Origin of the sequence: Hymenobacter siberiensis (assembly GCF_018967845.1) — a bacterium.
In the GTDB taxonomy this organism is placed as follows: Bacteria; Bacteroidota; Bacteroidia; order Cytophagales; family Hymenobacteraceae; genus Hymenobacter; species Hymenobacter siberiensis.
In genome coordinates, this window is the sequence record NZ_JAHLZZ010000001.1 from 4,426,440 (window position 1) to 4,446,603 (window position 20,164).

The 20,164-nt window shown below is 61.8% G+C and carries 18 protein-coding genes and 3 pseudogenes; 12 read left to right on the top strand and 9 right to left on the bottom strand.

Features of this window, described 5'->3' with window-relative positions:
* Positions 1–39 precede the first annotated feature (39 nt).
* A complete protein-coding gene (locus KQ661_RS19360; protein WP_216727793.1) occupies positions 40–669 on the bottom strand; it encodes a CatA-like O-acetyltransferase in 630 nt (209 codons plus the stop codon).
* 169 nt (positions 670–838) lie between these two features.
* On the opposite strand from KQ661_RS19360, the gene KQ661_RS19365 reads away from it, so the two are divergent.
* Positions 839–1,534 carry an HAD family hydrolase gene (locus tag KQ661_RS19365; RefSeq protein WP_216727794.1) on the top strand — a complete coding sequence of 232 codons (696 nt, stop codon included), beginning with the start codon at positions 839–841 and terminating at the stop codon, positions 1,532–1,534.
* Between the two features lie 154 nt (positions 1,535–1,688).
* On the opposite strand, the gene KQ661_RS19370 is transcribed toward KQ661_RS19365, so the two are convergent.
* On the bottom strand, positions 1,689–2,816 hold the full coding sequence (locus tag KQ661_RS19370; protein WP_216690078.1) for a PAS domain-containing sensor histidine kinase: 1,128 nt from the start codon (positions 2,814–2,816) through the stop codon (positions 1,689–1,691).
* A 273-nt stretch (positions 2,817–3,089) separates the two neighbouring features.
* On the opposite strand from KQ661_RS19370, the gene KQ661_RS19375 reads away from it, so the two are divergent.
* The 4 genes from KQ661_RS19375 (at position 3,090) to KQ661_RS19390 (ending at position 6,183) form a co-directional block, all read left to right on the top strand.
* A complete protein-coding gene (locus KQ661_RS19375) occupies positions 3,090–3,422 on the top strand; it encodes a hypothetical protein (RefSeq protein WP_216727795.1) in 333 nt (110 codons plus the stop codon).
* On the top strand, positions 3,392–4,267 hold the full coding sequence (locus KQ661_RS19380) for a hypothetical protein (protein ID WP_216727796.1): 876 nt from the start codon (positions 3,392–3,394) through the stop codon (positions 4,265–4,267). The genes KQ661_RS19375 and KQ661_RS19380 overlap by 31 nt, the downstream gene beginning before the upstream one ends.
* A 261-nt stretch (positions 4,268–4,528) precedes the next feature.
* Positions 4,529–5,548: a helix-turn-helix domain-containing protein gene (locus tag KQ661_RS19385; RefSeq protein WP_216727797.1), complete on the top strand. Its 1,020-nt coding sequence runs from the start codon at positions 4,529–4,531 to the stop codon at positions 5,546–5,548.
* Positions 5,545–6,183 (top strand): IS630 family transposase, encoded by a 639-nt coding sequence (locus KQ661_RS19390; protein WP_216727798.1) that lies wholly within the window; start codon positions 5,545–5,547, stop codon positions 6,181–6,183. Before KQ661_RS19385 ends, KQ661_RS19390 begins: the two co-directional genes overlap by 4 nt.
* A gap of 63 nt (positions 6,184–6,246) precedes the next feature.
* On the opposite strand, the gene KQ661_RS19395 is transcribed toward KQ661_RS19390, so the two are convergent.
* Together KQ661_RS19395 and KQ661_RS19400 are read right to left on the bottom strand one after the other, a co-directional pair.
* Entirely contained in the window at positions 6,247–7,323 is a 1,077-nt protein-coding gene (locus KQ661_RS19395; RefSeq protein ID WP_216690083.1) for a sodium:calcium antiporter, read from the bottom strand.
* A gap of 783 nt (positions 7,324–8,106) precedes the next feature.
* Positions 8,107–10,839 (bottom strand): S8 family serine peptidase, encoded by a 2,733-nt coding sequence (locus tag KQ661_RS19400; RefSeq protein WP_216726783.1) that lies wholly within the window; start codon positions 10,837–10,839, stop codon positions 8,107–8,109.
* A 445-nt stretch (positions 10,840–11,284) separates the two neighbouring features.
* On the opposite strand from KQ661_RS19400, the gene KQ661_RS19405 reads away from it, so the two are divergent.
* The 4 genes and pseudogenes from KQ661_RS19405 to KQ661_RS19415 all read left to right on the top strand — a co-directional run.
* Positions 11,285–11,485, top strand: a complete 201-nt coding sequence (locus KQ661_RS19405) for a hypothetical protein (protein WP_216727799.1) — start codon at positions 11,285–11,287, stop codon at positions 11,483–11,485.
* 15 nt (positions 11,486–11,500) lie between these two features.
* A pseudogene (locus tag KQ661_RS22620) lies at positions 11,501–11,875 on the top strand (transglycosylase domain-containing protein); the annotation flags it as partial.
* Between the two features lie 177 nt (positions 11,876–12,052).
* Positions 12,053–12,574, top strand: a complete 522-nt coding sequence (locus KQ661_RS22625) for a penicillin-binding transpeptidase domain-containing protein (protein ID WP_262898356.1) — start codon at positions 12,053–12,055, stop codon at positions 12,572–12,574.
* Between the two features lie 14 nt (positions 12,575–12,588).
* Positions 12,589–13,256: pseudogene (locus KQ661_RS19415) on the top strand (IS5 family transposase); the annotation flags it as partial.
* Between the two features lie 53 nt (positions 13,257–13,309).
* On the opposite strand, the pseudogene KQ661_RS23155 reads toward KQ661_RS19415, so the two are convergent.
* A pseudogene (locus tag KQ661_RS23155) lies at positions 13,310–14,044 on the bottom strand (IS5 family transposase); the annotation flags it as partial.
* A 168-nt stretch (positions 14,045–14,212) separates the two neighbouring features.
* Between KQ661_RS23155 and KQ661_RS22630 the strand changes: the two are divergent.
* The gene (locus tag KQ661_RS22630; protein WP_262898305.1) at positions 14,213–14,347 is read left to right on the top strand and encodes a hypothetical protein; all 135 of its coding nucleotides are present in this window, start codon (positions 14,213–14,215) and stop codon (positions 14,345–14,347) included.
* A 77-nt stretch (positions 14,348–14,424) separates the two neighbouring features.
* Positions 14,425–15,315 carry a penicillin-binding protein 1C gene (locus KQ661_RS19425; RefSeq protein WP_216690087.1) on the top strand — a complete coding sequence of 297 codons (891 nt, stop codon included), beginning with the start codon at positions 14,425–14,427 and terminating at the stop codon, positions 15,313–15,315.
* A 55-nt stretch (positions 15,316–15,370) separates the two neighbouring features.
* On the opposite strand, the gene KQ661_RS19430 is transcribed toward KQ661_RS19425, so the two are convergent.
* The 4 genes from KQ661_RS19430 to KQ661_RS19445 form a co-directional block, all read right to left on the bottom strand.
* Positions 15,371–16,240: an SMP-30/gluconolactonase/LRE family protein gene (locus KQ661_RS19430; protein ID WP_216690088.1), complete on the bottom strand. Its 870-nt coding sequence runs from the start codon at positions 16,238–16,240 to the stop codon at positions 15,371–15,373.
* Positions 16,241–16,250: 10 nt separating this feature from the next.
* Entirely contained in the window at positions 16,251–17,243 is a 993-nt protein-coding gene (locus KQ661_RS19435; protein WP_216726785.1) for a 2-dehydro-3-deoxygalactonokinase, read from the bottom strand.
* Between the two features lie 199 nt (positions 17,244–17,442).
* Entirely contained in the window at positions 17,443–18,591 is a 1,149-nt protein-coding gene (dgoD, locus tag KQ661_RS19440; protein ID WP_216727802.1) for a galactonate dehydratase, read from the bottom strand.
* A 120-nt stretch (positions 18,592–18,711) separates the two neighbouring features.
* Positions 18,712–19,341: a bifunctional 4-hydroxy-2-oxoglutarate aldolase/2-dehydro-3-deoxy-phosphogluconate aldolase gene (locus KQ661_RS19445; RefSeq protein ID WP_216690091.1), complete on the bottom strand. Its 630-nt coding sequence runs from the start codon at positions 19,339–19,341 to the stop codon at positions 18,712–18,714.
* Between the two features lie 106 nt (positions 19,342–19,447).
* On the opposite strand from KQ661_RS19445, the gene KQ661_RS19450 reads away from it, so the two are divergent.
* Entirely contained in the window at positions 19,448–20,053 is a 606-nt protein-coding gene (locus KQ661_RS19450; protein ID WP_216690092.1) for a 2,3-bisphosphoglycerate-dependent phosphoglycerate mutase, read from the top strand.
* The last annotated feature ends 111 nt before the right edge of the window (positions 20,054–20,164 follow it).

Here is a 20,164-nt window from a genome sequence, read left to right on the forward strand (position 1 = left end):
GGGAATAGTGAGCAGGGCCGGCACAAGCTAAAACATGTGCTACAAGCTCAGCCGCCGCTGAAACGCCGCCAGAAACAGCCCAGCGTGGTAGCCATCGCCCAGCCCGTGGTGTAAATTGACTGACACGGGCATTTGCAGCGTATCGCGTTCCTGAAAAACCTGGCCGAAGGAGATTTTGGGACAGCTGTCGGGGTGCGAGAAGCTACGGGCGTGCGAAAGCCCGGTGAAGCGCACCCACGGCAGGGCCGAGCAATGCACCACGTCGGGCCGGGCGGTGGCGTCGGAGAGGCGCAGGCCGGTGCTGGCCTGCACGGCGGCAATTTCAGCTTCGGCGGCGACGATGAAGCCGGCCAGCGTGTCGTGCTGCTCGATGAAGGAAAAGGCAAACGTGTGGTCGGGCCGGCCGAGAGTAGCCGAGGCGTGAATGCGGTCGTAGCGGTATACCTGGCCGTTTTCGATACGGTAGCGGAAGGCTTCGACTTCGTTGGCCGCTTCGAGGGCGTGGTAGAGGTAGTATAGGAAAAACGAGCCGCCCAGCCGCTTGGCGGCGGCCTGGGCGGCTGTGCAGTCCACGTTGGCCGTGAGGCCGAAAAAGGGCTCTTCGAAAGATGAGAAAAAGGCGAAATGCTCGCGACGCGGCCAGGTTTCGAGGTCAATCAGGTGTTTCATGGGGGGCAAAGGTCGGTAGCTTTGCGGGCTCGTTTGCCGGTTTTGTCATGCAGAGCGTAGCGAAGCATCTCGCATGTGGCGGTAACTCCATCGCCAGAAAAGGATTAGTGGCTGCATGCGAGATGCCTCGGCTGCGCTCGGCATGACGTTTTAAATCAACCTGCTTCCCATGCCCACTCAAACCTTTATCGCCTTCGACGCCGACGATACGCTCTGGCCCAACCAGCCGCATTTCGACCACGTGGAGGCCCAGCTGCTCCAGATTCTGGCCCCGTATGCTGACCATGCCACCATCAACACACGGCTCTACGACGTGCAGCGGGCCAACATGCAGCTATTCGGCTACGGGGCCAAGGCGTTCATGCTCTCGATGATTGAAACCTCGATTCAACTCTCCGGCGGGGCGGTACACGGCCACGAAATCCAGCGGATTCTGGATTTGGGCAAGGACCTGCTGCGCTTCCCCATCGAGCCGCTGCCCGATGTGGTGGCGGTGCTCACGGAGCTGAAAGAGCGCGGCCACCGGCTGCTGCTGCTCACCAAAGGCGACCTGTTCGACCAGGAAAGCAAAATAGCCCGCTCCGGCCTGGGCGACTTCTTCGACCACGTCGAAGTCGTGAGCGAGAAGGACGAGCCTACCTACCGCCGCCTCTTCGCCCGCCTCAACATCACGCCCGACAACTTCGTGATGATTGGTAACTCGCTGAAATCCGACATTCTGCCGGTGGTGCAGCTGGGATTTTCGGCCATCCACGTGCCCTACCACGCCAACTGGATTCACGAGCACGTGCCCGCCGAGCGGCTGGCGGAAGTGGAGTTCCGGGCGGTGGGGCGGCTGCGGGAGGTGCTGGGGCTGGTGGGGTAGCGGCGTGAGAAGCTTCTCAGCAATTCGCTGGCACGTCATGCTGAGCTTGTCAAAGCATAAGTAAGCGGGCAGAAGAACGTCATGCTTCGCTGCGCTCTGCATGACGTTCTACTTTTGCACCACTACTTAAAACCGACCCATTCCCACAAACTCCTTACGCGTCGAGCTCGACCAGCTCGGCCGGGACGAGGCTGCCGACGGCTTCCGAGCGCGGAACTTCTACGGTGAAGGTGCTGCCGATGCCTTCGGTGCTATCGACGGAAATGGTACCGTGGTGCCACTCCACAATGGTTTTGCACAGCGCCAGGCCCAGGCCGGTGGTGGATTCGCCGCGCAGGCCCGGCCGCCGGGCTTTGGTGAACCGCTCGAACAGGTAGGGCTGCATGGCCAGCGGAATCCCAACTCCGTCATCGACCACGTGAATGAGCACGCTGCCGGGACCGGGCGCAATGTGCACCGCAACGTGGCCGGCATCGGGCGTGAACTTGAAGGCGTTGCCCACCAGGTTGATAAGCACCTGCGTAAACTTGTTGACGTCCAGGTTCACGTATATCGGCTCGTCGGGCAGGGTGTAGGCGAAGTGATGGCCCAGCAGCCGCTGCCCAAGCTGGAGCTGGTCGAGCGGCACGCGCAGAATGGCCCCGATATCGACCCGGTTTACCTTGAGGTCAGAGTTGGTCGAGGTCAGAAATTCGATGTTGATGAGCTCGCGAATCATCTTCACGCTGTCGCGGCTGGTGGCTTCGAGCACTTGTAGCATTTCGGGAATGCGGCTGTTTTCCGGCGCCACCACTTCCTCGTGCAGGAACCCCGCAACTTGCTGCACCATGATGAAAGCGCCGCTCAAATCGTGCGAGAGAATCTCCAGCGTGGCGTTTTTGCGGCTGTTGAACAGGTCGGCGTTTCCCTGGTAGTGCTTCATCACGCTCACGTCGCGCAGGGTGCCGCCCAGCAGCACGCGGCCATCGACTTCCTGATACGAGGGCGTAAGGCAGAACCACTGGTTGGGCTTGCCGGGCGTCTGGAGGCGTACTTCTACTTCGTCGGTCACCTCATTTTGCACCCATCGGGCCCAGTAATGGGCAACGTAGGCCAAGTCGTCGGGGTGCAGGCGCTGGAGCAGGGCCGGCAGCTCGGCATTTACCCCTTTCAGGCTGCCGTGCAATACAGTTTGGTAGGCGGCGTTGACGAACACGATGCGGCGGGCCGCGAGGTCGTACACAAACTGCACGTGGGGACTGGCTTCCGCCTGGTCAAGAAAGAAGCTGGCGAAGTCAGACATATGAAAATTATTGATTATCAAAGCAGTGCAAGCATTAGTTTCGCTGGATTGCTTCATACGAGTGCGCCATAATTATGGGCACCCGCCGAGGTCGATTACGCTGCCGGGCCGCGCATGCGCCCCGGCCCGGCCCGGTTCCGACTTCGCCCGGCCGGGGCACTTCCGGCAGGGGTCGGCGAAAAAAATAAGCGCCGCCATATAGGCGACAATTATTATTAGCTTCCGGCCACAATTCCTTTCCCCCACCCCCCCATACTGGCTCGTTACCGCTTTTTGCCCCTGCTACTTGTGCTGCTGGCGGCTTCCTCGTGCTCCAAAAAATCGGCCAAAGAACAGGCAGCCCAAACCACCGCCGACGGCGACGAAATCGACCCCTACGCCAACCTCGTCTTCACCTTCGATGACGCGGTGGTGGATGCCGGCCAGATAAACCGCTGGGACACCACCCAGTTCGTGAAGTTCTCGCCGGCCGTGCCGGGCAAGTTTAAGTGGACCAGCGCCCGCGAGCTCACGTTTTCGCCGATGACGCCGTTTCAGCCCAGCACGGTGTTCAAGGCCGATTGCGGCCTTCGACCTTGCCCAGCGGGAAGCAGGAGCTGGCCCTGAACCGGCCGAAATTTCACACGCCCTACCTGAAAATGGCGGCGCCGCAGGTGTTTTATGGCAGCTCGAAGCGAGCGGCGGGCACGGCCGAGCTGGCCGCCAACCTCGTGTTCAACTACCCCGTGCGGCCCGCCGACCTGCGCTCCCGCCTGCGCGTGAGCCAGGACGGCAAGCCCGTGGCCATCGAAATCAGCACGGCCGAGCCGGATGCCACGCTCGGCATCAGCTTCAAGCAGGACGTGAAGGTGGGCACGCCGCTGCGCATTGACATTGCGCCCGGCTTGCGGCCCGCCACCGGCACCGTGGCCACCACCACCACCCTCACGGCCCAGGCCGAAGTGCCCGACCAGAATGAGTTCAGCAAGGATTTGCGCTACCTGCTGCAATACCCCTACGGCTGCCTGGAGCAAACCGTGTCGGCCGCCTTCCCGCAGCTCTACTACGCCGATTTGGCGGCCACCTTGCAGCAGAAAACCGGCGCGGCGGCCAAGGCCCAGCGCTACAACCCGAACTACCACGTCCAGGAAGCCATCCGCAAAATCGAGAGCATGCAGCTCTACAACGGCAGCCTAAGCTACTGGCCGGGCGGCGACTACGACAACTGGTGGGCCACCGCCTACGCCGCCCATTTCCTGCAGGAAGCCCAGCAGGCCGGCTTCGCGGTGAATAAATCGGTGCTCGACAAAACCCTGAAATACCTGCAGTTCCGCCTCAAAAGCGCGAAACTGAGCCCTACCAGTACTTCGACGCCAACAACATTGCCCGCGAGCGCACCATCGCCAGCAAGGAAATCGCCTACTCGCTCTACGTCCTCGCCCTGGCCGGCCGCCAAGACCCCGTGGCCCTGAGCTACTACCGCGCCAACCGCCCCCCTGCTGGCCGAAGACTCCAAGTTCCTCCTCGCCTGCACCCAAAGCATCCTCGGCAACCAGCGCGCCTTCCGCGAGCTGCTGCCCCAGCAGTTCGGCCCGCAGCGCCCCACCCACCGCGCCCTCGATGGCTCGTTCTACTCGCCCATCCGCGACGAGGGCCTGGTCCTCAACGCCCTCGTCAGCACCGACCCCAACAACCCGCAAATCCCCGGCATCGCCCGCCAGCTCAGCCGCCAGATGAAAGCGGCCGGCTGGCTCAGCACCCAGGAGCGCGCCTTTGCCCTGCTGGCCCTCGGCAAAATAGCCCGCCAAAACGCCCGCAGCACCACCACCGCCAGCCTGTTTATTGACGGTAAACCGGCAGGGAATTTCGATGGCAAAGACCTCACCCTGCGCAACGTGGCCAACCGCAACGTCAGCATCCGCACCGCCGGCCGCGGCAGCCTCTACTACTACTGGGAAACTGAAGGCATCTCCGCCAGCGGCCAGGTACACGAGGAAGACAGCTACCTCAAAGTCCGCCGCCAGTTCCTGAACCGCGACGGCGTGCCGCTGGGCGCCCCCGTCTTCCGCCAGAACGATTTGGTGGTCGTAAAAATCACCCTCGAAGCCGCCGAATCAGCCGGCCAGGTCAAGAACTTCGCCATCAACGACTTGCTCCCGGCCGGCCTAGAAATCGAGAACCCGCGCATCGGCCCCCTGCGCGAGCTAAGCTGGGCGAAGGATGCTGCCACGCCCGATTATCTGGACGTGCGCGACGACCGGATTAACCTGTTCACCACAGCTATACTCGTCGCGAAGTTAAAAGAGAGAAAAAAGGGTTCGCATTACCTCGTGGAATTGACCTTACCTGATTCGGAGCGCGTCTTATTACAGCAGGCGCAGCGTGCCTGCCGGGGCCAGGCGGGCTACGTCCCGGTTACGGTGCTGCTCATGCTCGACCAAGGGCACGCCGCGGCGAGGGTGGCCCAGGCGCTAGGGGTGGACGTGAGCAGCGTGTACCGCTACGCTCAGACCTACCAGTTGCACGGCCTGGCGGGCTACCTGCGGGCCGAGCAGCCGGGCTATTGGGGCTTGCTCACCAGCGCCCAACTGGCGGGCTTGTGCCGGGAACTGGGCCAGCAGTTGTACACCGACTGCCGGGCCATTGCCGACTGGTTGGCCGCTACTTACGGGGTCCGTTACTCGGTTTCGGGCCTGACGGACGTGCTGCACCGGCTGGGCCCAAATGCTTTGTCGCATTTTCCTATAAATTGACCACGGCCGTGCCCTACCAAGCCGACGCGGCGGCCCAAACGGCCTTCCTCACCGACACGCTGGCCCCGCTGCTGGAAGCGGCCGCCGCCGGGGACGCGGTGGTCTATTTCGCTGACGCGGCCCACCCCACCCACAACACGCGCGCCACCCACGTCTGGACCGAAACCGGCAAGGAGCGCCCCTTGCTCACCGTCAGCGGCCGCGAGCGGGTCAACCTCAACGCCGCCCGCAACGCCCACTGCCCCACCCAGGTCCACCTCGACGAAACCGACTGCGTCAATGCCCAAAGCACCCAGCGGCTCTACGAGAAACGGCTCGCCGCCCACCCGCAAGGCCCGGTACACGTTATCTGCGCCAACGCCCGCTACTACCAAAATAAGGCCCTCAACGCCTGGCTGACCGATAAGCGCCTCGTGCAGGTCTTCTTGCCGCCGTATTCGCCCAACCTGAACCTGATTGAACGCCTCTGGAAGTTTCTGCGCCAGAAAATCATCAACACCGCCTTTTACCGCACCAAGGGCCAGTTTAAAACCGCCGTCCTCGATTTCTTTGACCGACTCGACGAGTTTGGCCCCGAACTCGCGTCCTGCATGCGGCTCAAATTTCACGTCCTGGATTCGCAAAGTAATTCGTGACGAGTATAACTTTTAGACCAAACTTTTAACCAAGGCCAGTCTTGGTAAACGTACTGCCGCTGCTTAGTGGTGGCCACTGATAACAATCAGCCCCACTACGCCGAGCGCGTAGAACACGAGTACCAGCAGCGAATCAAGGCCCATGCCTGCCACCTGCCGGCGCGGGCGGAAGAGTAAGCCAAAGAGGTACACGCAAGTGAGCAGCATGCCTAAACCGGTCAGATAGAGGTCTGTTTTGCCGGCGTGGGGCAACACTGCCTGGCCCGAAATCACGCTGGCCAGCAGAAACAGCACCGGCAGAAAGGCATTGCCGCCAAAGATGTCGCTGACGGCTAGCTGGTAGTCGCCGAGCCTGATGGAGGCCAGCCCGGTAGACACCTCCGGCAGCGAAGTGGCCGCGGCCAGCACGGTCGAGCCAAACAGCACGCCGCTCATGCCCAGGTGCCCGGCGATGGCGTCGCCGCTGCTCTCCAACACGACCCCCGCAACCAGCGTCACCCCGGCGGCCGCCACAAAAACCAGGATGGTCTGGGTGGTACTCCCCGGTTTCTGCTGGGCCTTTTCATCTTTTTTAGGCTTCGCAGTCCCTTTCGGTTCCGGCCGGCCGCCGGGCGGGGCAGTGCCCAGGGCTTGCCAGGGCAAGTCTTTCCGCGCTTTGCCAACCAGCCACAAGCCCGCTACCCACAGCCCGAAAATGAGCAGGGCCGCGGGTGGCACCCGTGCCACGATAGCCGTATCGGGCAGCTGGCTGCCGAGCACGGCCACGGCCAGCACTGCTAGCACGAGCAGGCCTTCGAGCACAAGCACCAGCGAGGCGGCCCGGTACGTGAGCGCGTCCTGCCGGCCCAGCCCAAATACGTCGAGCAACACCAGCACCACCGTCTGGATGGCGATGCCGCCGAGAATATTGCCGGTGGCGATGTCCAAATGGCCGCCCAGCGCGGCGCTCACAGTAATGGCCAGCTCGGGCAAATTGGTGACGATAGCCAGCAGCAGCAAGCCGCCCAGCGCCTGCCCCAGACCAAAGCGTGACGAAAGCACGTCGGTCGTATTGGAAAGGTAAATACCCGCTATCCAGACGGCCACGCCCGCCGCTACGAAAGCCAGCAGCAACAAGGGCAGGGATAAATGCGCGAACATAGTTGAGAGATTAGTGAGCGCCCGCGCCAGCTCGGCGGGCCAGTGCTTCTACTGTAGGGGTAACAAGAGTTGGAACAGAAAGTATCGGTAGGCCCCTTGAACTTCTGAAAAGGGGCCTTCTGGTCTTATTGAAGCCGGTATAGGAGTGCAAAAAGAGGCATTGAGGCACGAGATGAGCAAAAGAAACGAGTCGGAAAGTCAAAGGCTAGTCATGGCACAAAACCGCTTGGAGCCCCTTAAGACGTCCGTTTTTTGCGACGCCCACCCGTTCAGGTTTCCCGTACCGATACTTTCTGTTCCAACTCTTGTGCTACCCCATAAGGTGCTAATGGGCCGTAAGAGCCCCGAAAAAGAATAGTCTTTCTCGCTTCTCAAGGCTATCGAGCGGGAGTAGCGAAAACGAACGTTAAAGCTGTCACTTGGCCTTCTGCATAGGTATCGCTCTGTCAAACAAGGTGCTGGCCAGGAAAATTACGCAGGTGCGCGCCCGGGTCGGAGGTTTTGTGCTAGCACTGGCGCGAGTTTAGCACAGCGTAACTCGCGCCAGTCATGGCCGGGAGGCTGTGCCTCCCGTGCCGCGCCAGCGGCAATGCGGCACTGCGCCAACGGTACCGTTTAGGCAACTTGTTCTGATGCGAGGCGCAGCCTCGCCCGCATGGCCGGCACGAGTTACGCTGCGCTAAACTCGCGCCAGTGCTAGCCAGTTGTGCCCGCCAGAACACAAAAAAGGTGGCCTGCTCCGGAGAACAGGCCGCCTTTTTTAGCGGTTAGCCATGTTGCTGCTTATTGCAGCACCAAGCGCTTGATCGAAACCGACTCGCTGGTTTTTACCTTGAACAGGTAGGTACCGCGGGCCATGTCGCGGCCATCAAATTTCACTTCGTGGTAGCCGACATCCTGGGTATCAACTACCAGTATTTTCACTTTGGCACCCAACGTGTTATACACATCCACGCTCACCGGGCCTTGCTGGGCCAAGTAGTAGCTGATGGTGGTAGTTCCAGTGAAGGGATTGGGGTAAGCAGCAGTTTCGGGGGTCAGAACGGCCATGCTGGTGCTGGTGCCCGAAGTACCGCGAGCGGCAGCAGCAGGCTGGGTAACAGCATTATACTGCGGGAACGTGCGGGTGACGATAACCGCAAACTCACCCCGCGTTACCGACTGCGTGGGATTGAAGGTAGCGTGCACCACCGGCTGCAGGTCGTAAGGGCCCTGCGTTACCGAGAAGTAGGCATTGATGAGGTTGAGCTCCAAGGCAATGCTCACGTAGCCTTCCAGGCCGGCGGGAATGTTGGCGGCATCATCAACGGCCACCTTAGCACCGTTGTAGTTCACCGTTACAGCCTTGCCATTGCGGGCCAGGGCCTGCGTCTGGAAGCCCAGGGCCTGCACCAGCGAGTAGGCCAGCGAAGCGCGGCTCACCTGGCCATTGGGAGCAAACGAACCGTTGGCGGTGGGCACCATCACGCCGTTGAACTGCTGGTACCGGTCGCGGATGGCAGCGCCACGGGCGGCTACCGACTCAGTCAGGAGAATGTCAGTGTCCGACGATACATCGCTGAACGTGCGCGAGCCATCGGTGGGCTGGTACTGGCGCACGCCCTGGCCCATCAGCAGATAGTCGGCCAGCTGCAGACGGGTGAGGGGCTGGCTGGGCTTGAAGCCGTTCGAGAGGCCATCAACGAGGCGGTTGGTCACGGCCATGATGATGGAAGCTTCGGCGGGGTTACCGGCGATGTCGCTCAGGTTGGTGGTGCCAGCGGGGGTTTGCATGGTAATCTTCCCATCGATGTCCTCGGGAGCCGCCACGCCGTCCAAGCCATCTACTTTCAGTGTCCAGGTGCCGGCCATGGGCGAGGCCACGGCTACGCTCCGGCCAGGCGTGAGGGTAAACTCTACGGGAATGCCCGAGCGGTACTGCTTGCCGGTGGGGTCGAGCACAATCAGGTTGACCGTATTGCCAGTCTGGCCCATTACTCCGTAGGTATTGATGCTGGCCTCCAGGCTGTTTACACCGCTGGGCACGCTGAAGGTGAACTGGTTCGAGGCCGTGGTAGCGGGGTTATACTTTACGGTGAAGTTGCTCACTGCGGCCAGCGAGTTCACGCTGCTGCTGAAAGTGCGGGTGCTGTTGACGGTAGCGCCGAAGTTGGTACCCCGGAAAGCGCGGTCCACCGCAGCATAGGCATTCACATAGCCCGCGCCTACTTCCCACGACTCGCGGCCGGGCATATTGGTGGCGGTTTTCTGCAGCAGCTCCTTCACCTGGGCGGGGGACATTGACGGCTTAGCTTCCAGAATAAGGGCAATGACACCAGCCGTGTGGGGCGTGGCCATCGAAGTGCCGCTCAGCACCGTGTAGAAAGGCAGCTCGGCCGGCGTGAGCACGGCGGCATCCGTCTGGGCACCCAGCAGTGGTATCGGGCCCTGCGTGCGGGTCGACACCACATCAACGCCGGGGGCCGTAATCACGGGCTCGTTCTTATAGGTCCAGGTCTGGCCATCTACCTGAAACGTGCCGCTCTGGCCCTTCACCCCACGCGAGGAAAAGCTGGCGAGCAAGCCATTCTTGTCGCCGGCGGCCACCGAAATGGTCCAGGGCGCAATGGCGTAGGGGTTGTGCGTATCGGCACCGGGACCGGAGTTGCCGGCGGCAAACACCACCACCATGTTGCGGTCGTAGCAGCGCTTGGTGGCCACGTTCAGTGGGTCGCTGGGGTTAAAGGTGCCCGACGAGCCAAAGGAGTTGCTGATAACCCGGATATTGTACTGAAACTGGTGCGTCAGGGCATAGTCGAAGCCGCCAATGGCATCGAGCACGAGCAGCGCACCGCCCGAGCCGTAGCCAAGCAGCGAAGCCCCGGGGGCCACGCCCTCGTATTTGCCACCCGACCGCGAGCCGTTGCCGCCTACCGTGCCCGCACAGTGCGTGCCGTGGCCTGAGTTGTTGTCAGTGTTCGGCACGCCTTCCACGTAAGTCACGGGTAGCATGGCATTCACCGAGTTGAGGTTGGTAGAGCCCAGCGTATTCTGCACCAAGTGAGTGCCGAGCTTGATGTCATCGTGCGTGCCATCTACGCCGCTGTCGTTGATGAGCACCCCAATGCCGCGACCCGAAACCGGCGTCCCGTTGTTGCGGGCCGTGATTTGCTGGTCGAGGCGCAGGCGCTTCACGCCGGTCAGGTTGGTATCGTCGTAGTTTTCGTAGTCAAGCTGCTTATTGATGAACAGCGAGCGCACGGCCGGGTTGGCGGCCAGGGCATCGACCTGCGCGGCCGTAGCCACAATCCCGGCAATAGGCAGCGCCTGCATGGTAATGCCGCGCGTGATGCCCAACTGCTGCAGGGCCAGCAGCTGCGAAGCCTGGGGTGCCCCGCTTCCATTGAAGGTCACGACTACCTGGGCAATCGGGCTGGTAGCAAAGGCCGTCCGCAGCTCCGGGTCGACGATGGCCTGGCCAAACGCTGCGCCATTAATCCCTGCCACGAGCAGGGTAAGGAGAATTTTGTTTTTCATGTAAACGTGTGGAAATAGCGAGTAGGTTGGTGAAGTATTGCGGCAGTCGGGCAAGGATATGCAGCAACCCAATTGTTGCGCCGGGCCCAGCGCAAGGGCGTTGCTAGTATTCCTGACTGCTACTACAATACTTACGAGACACTATTTCCGGCGGATTTACCCTGAATGATTATTTTTTTAACTTTTATTCATTTTATTGAAAATACTTTTTAGTAATCAATAAATAGTTGCCAGTACCGTATAATAACACCATTTTAATTGAAAATTACATTTTCGCCATTACGATTGCGAGCAACCTAAAGTACGGCGTTTGGCGAAACGGCCCGGGCAAGGCATCCCGCTTATGGCAACCGGAGTAGTATCCTGGGTTTGCTTAGGGTTTCCGCTATCTTTCGTCATGATTCGGCGGCAGAGCATACGACTACTTTGGGGGCTTGCGGGGGCGTTGCTCCTGCTCTTCGCCATTGACCGCCTTTTCCCCGCGCCGCCCGCGCCGCCCGCGCCGCGCTACTCTCCGATTGTGCTGGCGGCCGATGGCAGCGTCCTCCACGCCTACCTGAACCCCACCCAGAAGTGGCGGATAAAAACCGAATTAGCGGAGATAACGCCGACATTGCAGCAGGCCATTATCAACAAGGAAGACTGATATTTCCGCTACCATTTCGGCGTGAATCCCGTGGCGATACTGCAGGCGGCCGGGCGCAATATTTTCAAAGCCGGCCGCACCACCGGAGCCAGCACCATCACCACGCAGGTGGCCCGACTGCTGGAACCCAAGGAGCGCACCTTCGGCAATAAGCTACTAAAAATGCTACGCGCCACGCAGCTGGAAGCCCATTACAGCAAGGCTGAAATCCTACAGCTCTACCTCAACCTGGTGCCCTACGGTGGCAATATTGAAGACGTGAAATCGGCCGCGCTGCTCTACTTCCAACAGCCACCCGATTACCTCTCCCTGGCCCAAACCGTGACGCTGGCCATTATCCCGAATCAGCCCCGCGTGCTGGTGCTGGGCAAGAACAACGACCGGATTCTGGCCGACCGTAACCGCTGGCCACGACAGTTACGGCAGCAGCATCTGTTTCCGAATCAGGATATTGAGGATGCCATCAACGAACCGCTGGATGCGCAGCGCCGCACCGCGCCCACGCTGACCCCGCACCTGGCGCGGCGGCTGGTGACGCAGTTTCCCGGCCGGCCCATCATCCACTCCATGCTGCGGCGCAACCCCCAGGCCAAAGCCGAGGACCTGACCAAAAACTACGTGCGCCGCCTGCGCGAGCTGGGCATTTCGCAGGCCGCCGTGGTGGTGGTGAGCAACCGCACCCGCGCCGTGGAAGCCTACGTGGGCTCGGCCGACTTTGCCGATGCCGCCAGCAGCGGGCAGGTCGATGGCGTGCGGGCCATCCGCTCGCCGGGCAGCACGCTGAAGCCCTTTTTGTATGCGCTGGCGCTGGATAGGGGCATCGTGACACCGAAACTGAAGCTGCCCGACGTGCCCACCAACTTCAGCGGCTTCCGCCCCGAGAACTTCGACAAGAGCTACGCCGGCGAAGTGACTGTGGAGCGGGCCCTCACCTACTCGCTCAACATCCCGGCCGTGCGCGTGCTATTCGAAGTCGGCGTGCCCGTTTTCATGGATAAGCTGCGGGCGGCCGGGTTCAAAAGTGTGGCAAGAGCGGCCCCGCAACTAGAGCGTGAGGACAATTACCTTTGCTTTGGCAATCGTTTATAACGAAGAAATTATTTATGCGAAGACATGAGATTAGCGATGCTCAATGGCTGGCGGTGAGCCCACTTTTGTCGGGCAAAGCCACGGATTGCGGGGTAACGGGCAAAGACAACCGCTTGTTTTTCAACGCAGTCGTGTGGATAATGCGCACCGGCTGCCCGTGGGCCGACCTACCCGAACGCTTCGGCAAATTCAACACCGTGTGCAAGCGCTTCCGGCGTATGGCGACCAAAGGGGTTTGGGAGCGGGCCTTCCAGGCCCTACAAGCCCCCGAACTGGACTGGGTCATGCTCGATTCGACCGTCGTGCGGGCGCACCAGCATTCAGCAGGCCAAAAAAAAGCACCGCCGCCACCGAGTGCCTCGGACGCAGCCGCGGGGGCATCGGCACCAAAATTCACGCCTGCGTGGAGTCGCTGGGCAACGCCGTGCGGCTGATTGCGACCGAAGGCCAGGCGGGCGACAGCCTGCAGGCGCTGCCCTTGCTGGCGGACCTGCAGCCGGGCAAAGTGCTGGCCGACACGGCTTACGACAGCGACGCAACCCGCGCCTATTGCACCGAAAAGGGCATCGAAGCCGTCATTCCCAGCCATCCTAACCGGGTAGAACCCTTGGCAATGGACGAAGAAACCTACCGCGACCGCAACAAAGTCGAGCGCTTTTTTGGCCGCCTCAAGCAATACCGCCGCCTAGAGCGTGAGGACAATCAAAGATTTATCTATTTACCTAAGCCAATCTAGCGTAGCACCAATATGCCAAAAGGCGAGGAAGGAAACGGCGGTTTTTTCGTAGCGGGTGGCTAGGCGGCGGTATTGCTTGAGGCGGCCAAAAAAGCGCTCGACTTTGTTGCGGTCGCGGTAGGTTTCTTCGTCCATTGCCAAGGGTTCTACCCGGTTAGGATGGCTGGGAATGACGGCTTCGATGCCCTTTTCGGTGCAATAGGCGCGGGTCGCGTCGCTGTCGTAAGCCGTGTCGGCCAGCACTTTGCCCGGCTGCAGGTCCGCCAGCAAGGGCAGCGCCTGCGGGCTGTCGCCCGCCTGGCCTTCGGTCGCAATCAGCCGCACGGCGTTGCCCAGCGACTCCACGCAGGCGTGAATTTTGGTGCCGATGCCCCCGCGGCTGCGTCCGAGGCACTCGGTGGCGGCGGTACTTTTTTTTGGCCTGCTGAATGCTGGTGCGCCCGCACGACGGTCGAATCGAGCATGACCCAGTCCAGTTCGGGGGCTTGCAGGGCCTGGAAGGCCCGCTCCCAAACCCCTTTGGTCGCCATACGCCGGAAGCGCTTGCACACGGTGTTGAATTTGCCGAAGCGTTCGGGTAGGTCGGCCCACGAGCAGCCGGTGCGCATTATCCACACGACCGCGTTGAAAAACAAGCGGTTGTCTTTGCCCGTTACCCCGCAATCAGTGGCTTTGCCCGACAAAAGGGGGCTCACCGCCAGCCATTGAGCATCGCTAATCTCATGTCTTCGCATAAATAATTTCTTCGTTATAAACGATTGCCAAAGCAAAGGTAATTGTCCTCACGCTCTAGCCACCCGCTACGAAAAAACCGCCGTTTCCTTCCTCGCCTTTTGGCATATTGGTGCTACGCTAGATTGGCTTAGGTAAATAGATAAATCTTTGATTGTCCTCACGCTCTAGTGTTGAGCACCATTCTGGGCGGCTGCGGGGCCACGCTGGAAGAGCTTACCGGGCTGTACGCGGCGCTGGCCGATGGCGGGCGGTATGCACCACTGAAGCTGGTGCTTAATGAAGAATTAAGAATGAGGAATTGACGCCGAAGCGACTTTCCTCTACGTCAGGCACGCGGCCTCACGCCCGAAATTTCTCATTCTTCATTCCTAATTCTTCATTGATAAGCCCCGCCGCCGCCTTCCTCATCACCGACATTCTGGCCCAGCGCACCCGACCCGACCTCCCGATGGGCTACCAGAACAGCCGCCACCTGCCCAAAATCGCCTGGAAAACCGGCACCAGCTACGGCCGCCGCGATACCTGGAGCATTGGCTACAATCAGGACTACACCATCGGCGTGTGGGTGGGCAACTTCAGCGGGCAGGGCAGCCCGGCCCTCACCGGAGCCGATGTGGCCTCGCCCCTGCTCTTTGACCTCTTCAACACGCTCGCCTACAACTCGCCCAACAACTGGGCCGTGCCGCCCGCCACCCTCGATTGTCGCCTCGTCTGCGCCGAAACGGGCCTCGTACCGGGCGAGCATTGCCCCAACCAGCTCATCGACTACTACCTGCCCGGCACCTCGTCGGCCCGGCGCTGCGAGCACCAGAAAAAAGCCTTGGTATCGGCCGATGGCACGATTGCCTACTGCCGGGCCTGCGTGCCGGCGGCCGGTTTCCGGCGGCAGTTATTCCTAAACCCGCTGCCCGAAGTATTGGCGTTCCGGGAGGCGCAGGGGTTGCCCGCCAGCCGCCTGCCGCCGCACAACCCCGCCTGCCGCCTCGTGCACAACACCGACGGCGGCGCGGGCGCGGCCCTGGTCATCACCTCCCCGCTCGACCATGCCGAGTACGTGCTCGACCGCCACGAGCAGCAGCAAATGCTGCTCAGCTGTGCAGCGGGCAGCGAGGTGCGCCAGGTTTTCTGGTACGTGAACGACCAGTTTCTGCGGGCCGCGTCGGCCACCGAGCGGGTCTTTTTCCGTCCGCCCAGCGGGACCGTCAAAATCTCCTGCGCCGACGACCACGGCCGCAATGTCGACATCAAGTTGGAAGTGCAGGAGTTGTAGCGCGGACTTTTAGTCCGCGGATTCAAGCAAATCACTCGCGGACTAAAAGTCCGCGCTACTCTCCAAAAAAGCAGGCCGGCACGCCCGCCACGCCGGGCCGCACCGCAAAAACGTCGCCACTGAGCGGAAACGTCGCCGCTTGCTGCGGTGTGAGGCCGCCCCGCGCCGAGGTGATGAACAGCGTTTCCAGCCCCGACCCGCCGAAAGCGCACGACGAAGTGAACGGCGCGGGCACCGCCACTACCTGCAGCAATGCCCCCGTGCCAGGGTCGTAGCGCTGCACGCGCCCGCCGCCCCACAGCGCCACCCAGAGCTTACCTTCCGCGTCGATGGTCATGCCATCGGGCCAGCCCTCGGCCTCGGCGAAACGGACGACGACGCGCGAGTTGGCAATGCTGCCGGTGGCATTGTCGTAGTCGAACGCCTGCACGGCGAGCGTGGGCGTGTCGATGTAGTACATTGTGGTGCGGTCCGATGACCACGCGATGCCGTTGGAGTTGGTGATGCGGGGCAGCATGACGTGCGTGCTGCCATCGGGGTCGAAGCGGTAGAGGGTGCCGGCGTGCGGGCGCAGCAGCATATCGAACGTGCCCACCCAGAGGCGGCCCGCCGGGTCGCACTTGCCATCATTGAAGCGTAGATGCTCGTCCGTCAGGGGGTGGGCGAGGCGGGTGAGCAGGCCGGTGGCCAGGTCGATTTCGTGAATGCCGGTTTGCAGGGCCACCAGGGCGCGGCCACTGCACCGGGGCACCACCGTGCCAATGCGCCTGCCCACGGGGTAAGGCCGGTCGTGGCCCGTGGCGGGGTCGAAAACGTGCAGCGCCCGACCCTCGATATCAACCCAATACAACTCGGCCGTTTCCGGATTCCAGATGGCTCCTTCGCCCAAAGCTGCCTGCGCATGAAGAATGGATTCGGCCTGCATAACGGGTTATTTACGCGGTAGGCAAGGTGGCAAGGTGCTGCTTCAACACGGCCAGCTGGCCGTTCAGGGTCACTTCTTCGGCAGTTTTGGTGGTTACCGGGCACTTGTGGGCAATACCCAGCACGCGCAGGGCCGCGCCATAGAGGTCCACCAGCACGGGCTCGCCGGCCAGCACGATGCGGGCCGGGCGGTGGGCCAGCAGCTCGTGGCACTCGCTGCCAATGAGCAGGCCGCTCAGGTAGAAGTAGTTTTCAGACTTGCTATTCTGGCTGAATAAGTCGTTGGTACGCACCATAAAAGCGTTGTGCAGCAGGTTGACCTGCTGGCCTTCCAGCACGCCCCGGGCAAACCACTGCTGATGCCGGCCTTCGGCGAGCATTCCCTCTGCTTCCACCGAGGCCGCCAGGATGCTTTGGGTAGCAAGCAGCGCGAAAAGCTCCCCGGTCATGTAGGTTTTCAGGGCGGTGGCCTGGCCGTGTTGCACCGTTACGTGCTTGGCGTGGGTGCCGGGATGCAGGAAAAGCTGCTCCTCGGGCGTATTTTCAAACCCGCAGCCCACCAACTGCACCTCCTCGCCGCGCATTACATCATCGGCGCTCCGCACGCCCGAAATCAACAAAACGGGATGCGGGAAATCGACCGTCGGAGCAATGGTTTGGGTGAGCAAATCCGAGCCATCCACCGCGAAGGGCAGCGGCTTGTACGGCAGCTCCGCCATGCCGATGGTGGACGAAGCCATGCCCGAAATCACCACGGGCACGCCCGCCAGCGTGGTTTGGGCCGCCGCTGCCATCTGCTGAATGTACCGCCGCACGATGGTCAGGTAAAACGCCACGCGCTGCTCCGGCGGCTGCCCGGCCTGTTGCCAGCGCCCGGCCGTGGCCGCGTTGCCCTCCTTCGAGCTTGCTCCGGCCAGAATTTTCCGGGTTTCGCGCTCCACCAGCCGCAGGCGGAAGGAAGTAGTGCCCCAGTCGCAGCTGAGGAAGGTGGTAGTGGGGTTCATAGCTGAGGATTGAACAGTACTCCCCTCCTCAGCCGAGGAGGGGATGTTTCAGCGAAGCTGAAACGGGGGTGGTTGCTTCGTTGAACGGCTCGCGACCGCATCGTGCGGGGGTCGTTTGGGGGTCGTTCAACGAGGTCAACCACCCCAGCTGCCGCTTCGCGGCAGCGTCCCCTCCTCAGCTGAGGAGGGGAGTGATGTGCTACCATTCTGCCACGCTCCCATCCTCATTTCGCCAGATGGGATTGTGCCAGTTGTGGCCAATGGCGGCGCGGCGGCGCACGTATTCCTCGTTGATTTCAATGCCGAGCCCCGGCCCACCGGGAATGCGGCAATGCCCGGCCTCGTAGTCAAATACTGACTTATCAACCAGGTAATCAAGCAAATCATTATCCTTGTTGTAGTGAATGCCCAGGCTCTGCTCCTGAATGAAAGCATTGTGGCACGAGGCATCCACTTGCAGGCAGGCGGCCAGCGCAATCGGCCCCAACGGGCAGTGCGGCGCGGCGGCCACATCGAAGGCTTCGGCCATGCCGATGATTTTTTTGCACTCGGTGATACCGCCGGCGTGCGATACATCGGGCTGAATGATATCGACGTAGCCATCGATGAGCAACTGCTTGAAATCCCAGCGCGAAAACATGCGCTCGCCGGTGGCGATGGGAATGCTGGTATGCCGGGCAATCTCGCGCAGAGCCTCGTTGTTCTGCGGCAGCACGGGCTCCTCGATGAACATGGGCCGATAGATTTCCAGCTCGTGGGCCAGCACCTTGGCCATGGTTTTGTGCACCCGACCGTGGAAATCGATGCCGATGCCCAGCCCCGGCCCGCCCGCCGCCCGCACGGCCGCCACGCGGGCCAGCACGGCGTCAATCTTCACGTAGGAATCGACGTAGGCCATTTCGTCGGTGGCGTTCATCTTAATGGCGGTGAATCCCTTGGCCACCATGTCGACGGCCGCCGCGCCTACGTGCTCGGGCCGGTCGCCGCCAATCCAAGAGTAAACGCGCATTTTGTCGCGCACCGGGCCGCCCAGCAATTGGTAAATCGGCGCATCGTGGTACTTGCCCTTGATGTCCCACAGCGCCTGGTCGATACCCGCGATGGCCGACATCAGAATGGGCCCGCCCCGGTAGAAGCCGCCCCGGTACATCACCTGCCAATGGTCTTCGATGTGAAGCGGGTCTTTGCCGATTAGGGTTGACATCAGCTCGGTTACGGCAGCGGCCACGGTGGCCGCCTTGCCCTCAATCACGGGCTCGCCCCAGCCCACGAAGCCGGTATCGGTTTCAATTTTGAGGAACAGCCAGCGCGGCGGCACCTGAAAGAGTTCGAAGCGGGTGATTTTCATGGGGTGTCGGATAGGAATATTTGAACGGGGAAAGGTCGTCATGCAGAGCGCAGCGAACCGATGCTTGGCTACGCCGACCTTCGGTTCGCTGCGCTCTGCATGACGAGCGTCCTCATCGCTCTACCCCGCCACCGCCGCCACAAACTGCCGCGCCCGCTCCGTGAGCTGCGTCAGGTACTCCTCCGTCACGGCCTGCCGGGTATCAACCAGCGCGCTGCCCAGGCCGAAGGCTACTGCCCCGGCTTCTTTAAATCCTTTGATATTATCCAGCGAAACGCCGCCCGTGGGCATGAGCGGAATGAAGGGCAGCGGCCCGGCAATATCTTTAAAATAGCCCGCGCCGCTGGCCGAGGCTGGAAACACTTTGATGATGTCGCCGCCGTATTCGTAGGCCTTCAGAATCTCGGTGGCGGTGTAGGCCCCGGGGATGCTCACGGCCCCGTAGCGCTTGGTCAGGCGAATGGTTTTTTTGTTGAGGGTGGGCGAGATGATGTATTTCGCCCCGGCCAGCAGGGCGGCGCGGGCCGTTTCGGGGTCGAGCACGGTACCGGCACCCACCAGCACCTTGCCTTCCATCGCCCCGGCAACTTCCTCAATCGAAGCCAGCGCGCCGGGCGAGTTCAGCGTCACTTCCATCAGGCGCACGCCACCGGCGTGCAGGGCCCGGGCAATGCGCAGCAGGCTCCGGGGGTCGGCTCCGCGCACAATGGCGATTACCTTGTGTTCGAGAATGTGGGCCAGTGGGTTCATGCAGACTTCAGAACGGGGCGCGCATCATTGCGCCTTCCTGGCAACGTAGAACCACGAACGCAGGTTAGGCCCGGCGGCCGGCGGCTCGTCCTTTTCCCCCTCCCCCATGGCCAACCTGGTGCTCGTCCGGCACGGCGAATCGACTTCCAACCTGGCCAATGTCTTCACCGGCTGGCTCGACGTGCCCCTCAGCCCCACCGGCGAGGCCGAGGCCCACACCGTGGCCGACAAGCTGCGCGGCTACCACTTCGACGCGGCCTACAGCTCCGACCTGATTCGGGCCGAGCGCACGCTCGACATCATTGTGGCGCGGCCGGCCTGGGCCACCATTCCGGTGCACCACGCCGGGGCCCTGCGGGAACGCATGTACGGCGATTTGCAGGGCCTCAACAAAGCCGAAACAGCCCTGAAATACGGCCAGGCCCAAATTGATAGCTGGCGGCGCAGCTACGCCGTGCCCCCGCCCGGCGGCGAAAGCCTGCAGCAAACCCAGGCCCGGGCCGTGAAATACTTTGAGGCCGAGATTGCCCCGAAGCTGCGCGCCGGCCAGGATATTCTGGTGGTGTCGCACGGCAACACCTTGCGCGGGCTGCGCATGTACCTAGAGCACCTCACGCCGGAGGAAGTTGAATCGCTGGAAATTGTGACGGGCGGCATCTGCGTGTATGCGTTCGATGCGCAGCTGAAGATTGTGGAGCGGCGGCTACTGTAGCCGCGCCGGCCGCAGTGCCCCTGAACGTAACGTGAACCGGCGAAAGGAGTAAACCGGTGGATACAGACCGGGTTGCCCACCTCGGCGGCCAGCCATCACCTTTCCTTCGCT

Excerpts from the sequence above, each read along its gene's own strand:
- KQ661_RS19360 (WP_216727793.1), bottom strand. The coding sequence starts at position 669 with ATGAAACACCTGATTGACCTCGAAACCTGGCCGCGTCGCGAGCATTTC.
- KQ661_RS19365 (WP_216727794.1), top strand. The coding sequence starts at position 839 with ATGCCCACTCAAACCTTTATCGCCTTCGACGCCGACGATACGCTCTGG.
- KQ661_RS19370 (WP_216690078.1), bottom strand. The coding sequence starts at position 2,816 with ATGTCTGACTTCGCCAGCTTCTTTCTTGACCAGGCGGAAGCCAGTCCC.
- KQ661_RS19385 (WP_216727797.1), top strand. The coding sequence starts at position 4,529 with ATGAAAGCGGCCGGCTGGCTCAGCACCCAGGAGCGCGCCTTTGCCCTG.
- KQ661_RS19395 (WP_216690083.1), bottom strand. The coding sequence starts at position 7,323 with ATGTTCGCGCATTTATCCCTGCCCTTGTTGCTGCTGGCTTTCGTAGCG.
- KQ661_RS19400 (WP_216726783.1), bottom strand. The coding sequence starts at position 10,839 with ATGAAAAACAAAATTCTCCTTACCCTGCTCGTGGCAGGGATTAATGGC.
- KQ661_RS22625 (WP_262898356.1), top strand. The coding sequence starts at position 12,053 with ATGCTGCGGCGCAACCCCCAGGCCAAAGCCGAGGACCTGACCAAAAAC.
- KQ661_RS19430 (WP_216690088.1), bottom strand. The coding sequence starts at position 16,240 with ATGCAGGCCGAATCCATTCTTCATGCGCAGGCAGCTTTGGGCGAAGGA.
- KQ661_RS19435 (WP_216726785.1), bottom strand. The coding sequence starts at position 17,243 with ATGAACCCCACTACCACCTTCCTCAGCTGCGACTGGGGCACTACTTCC.
- dgoD (WP_216727802.1), bottom strand. The coding sequence starts at position 18,591 with ATGAAAATCACCCGCTTCGAACTCTTTCAGGTGCCGCCGCGCTGGCTG.
- KQ661_RS19445 (WP_216690091.1), bottom strand. The coding sequence starts at position 19,341 with ATGAACCCACTGGCCCACATTCTCGAACACAAGGTAATCGCCATTGTG.
- KQ661_RS19450 (WP_216690092.1), top strand. The coding sequence starts at position 19,448 with ATGGCCAACCTGGTGCTCGTCCGGCACGGCGAATCGACTTCCAACCTG.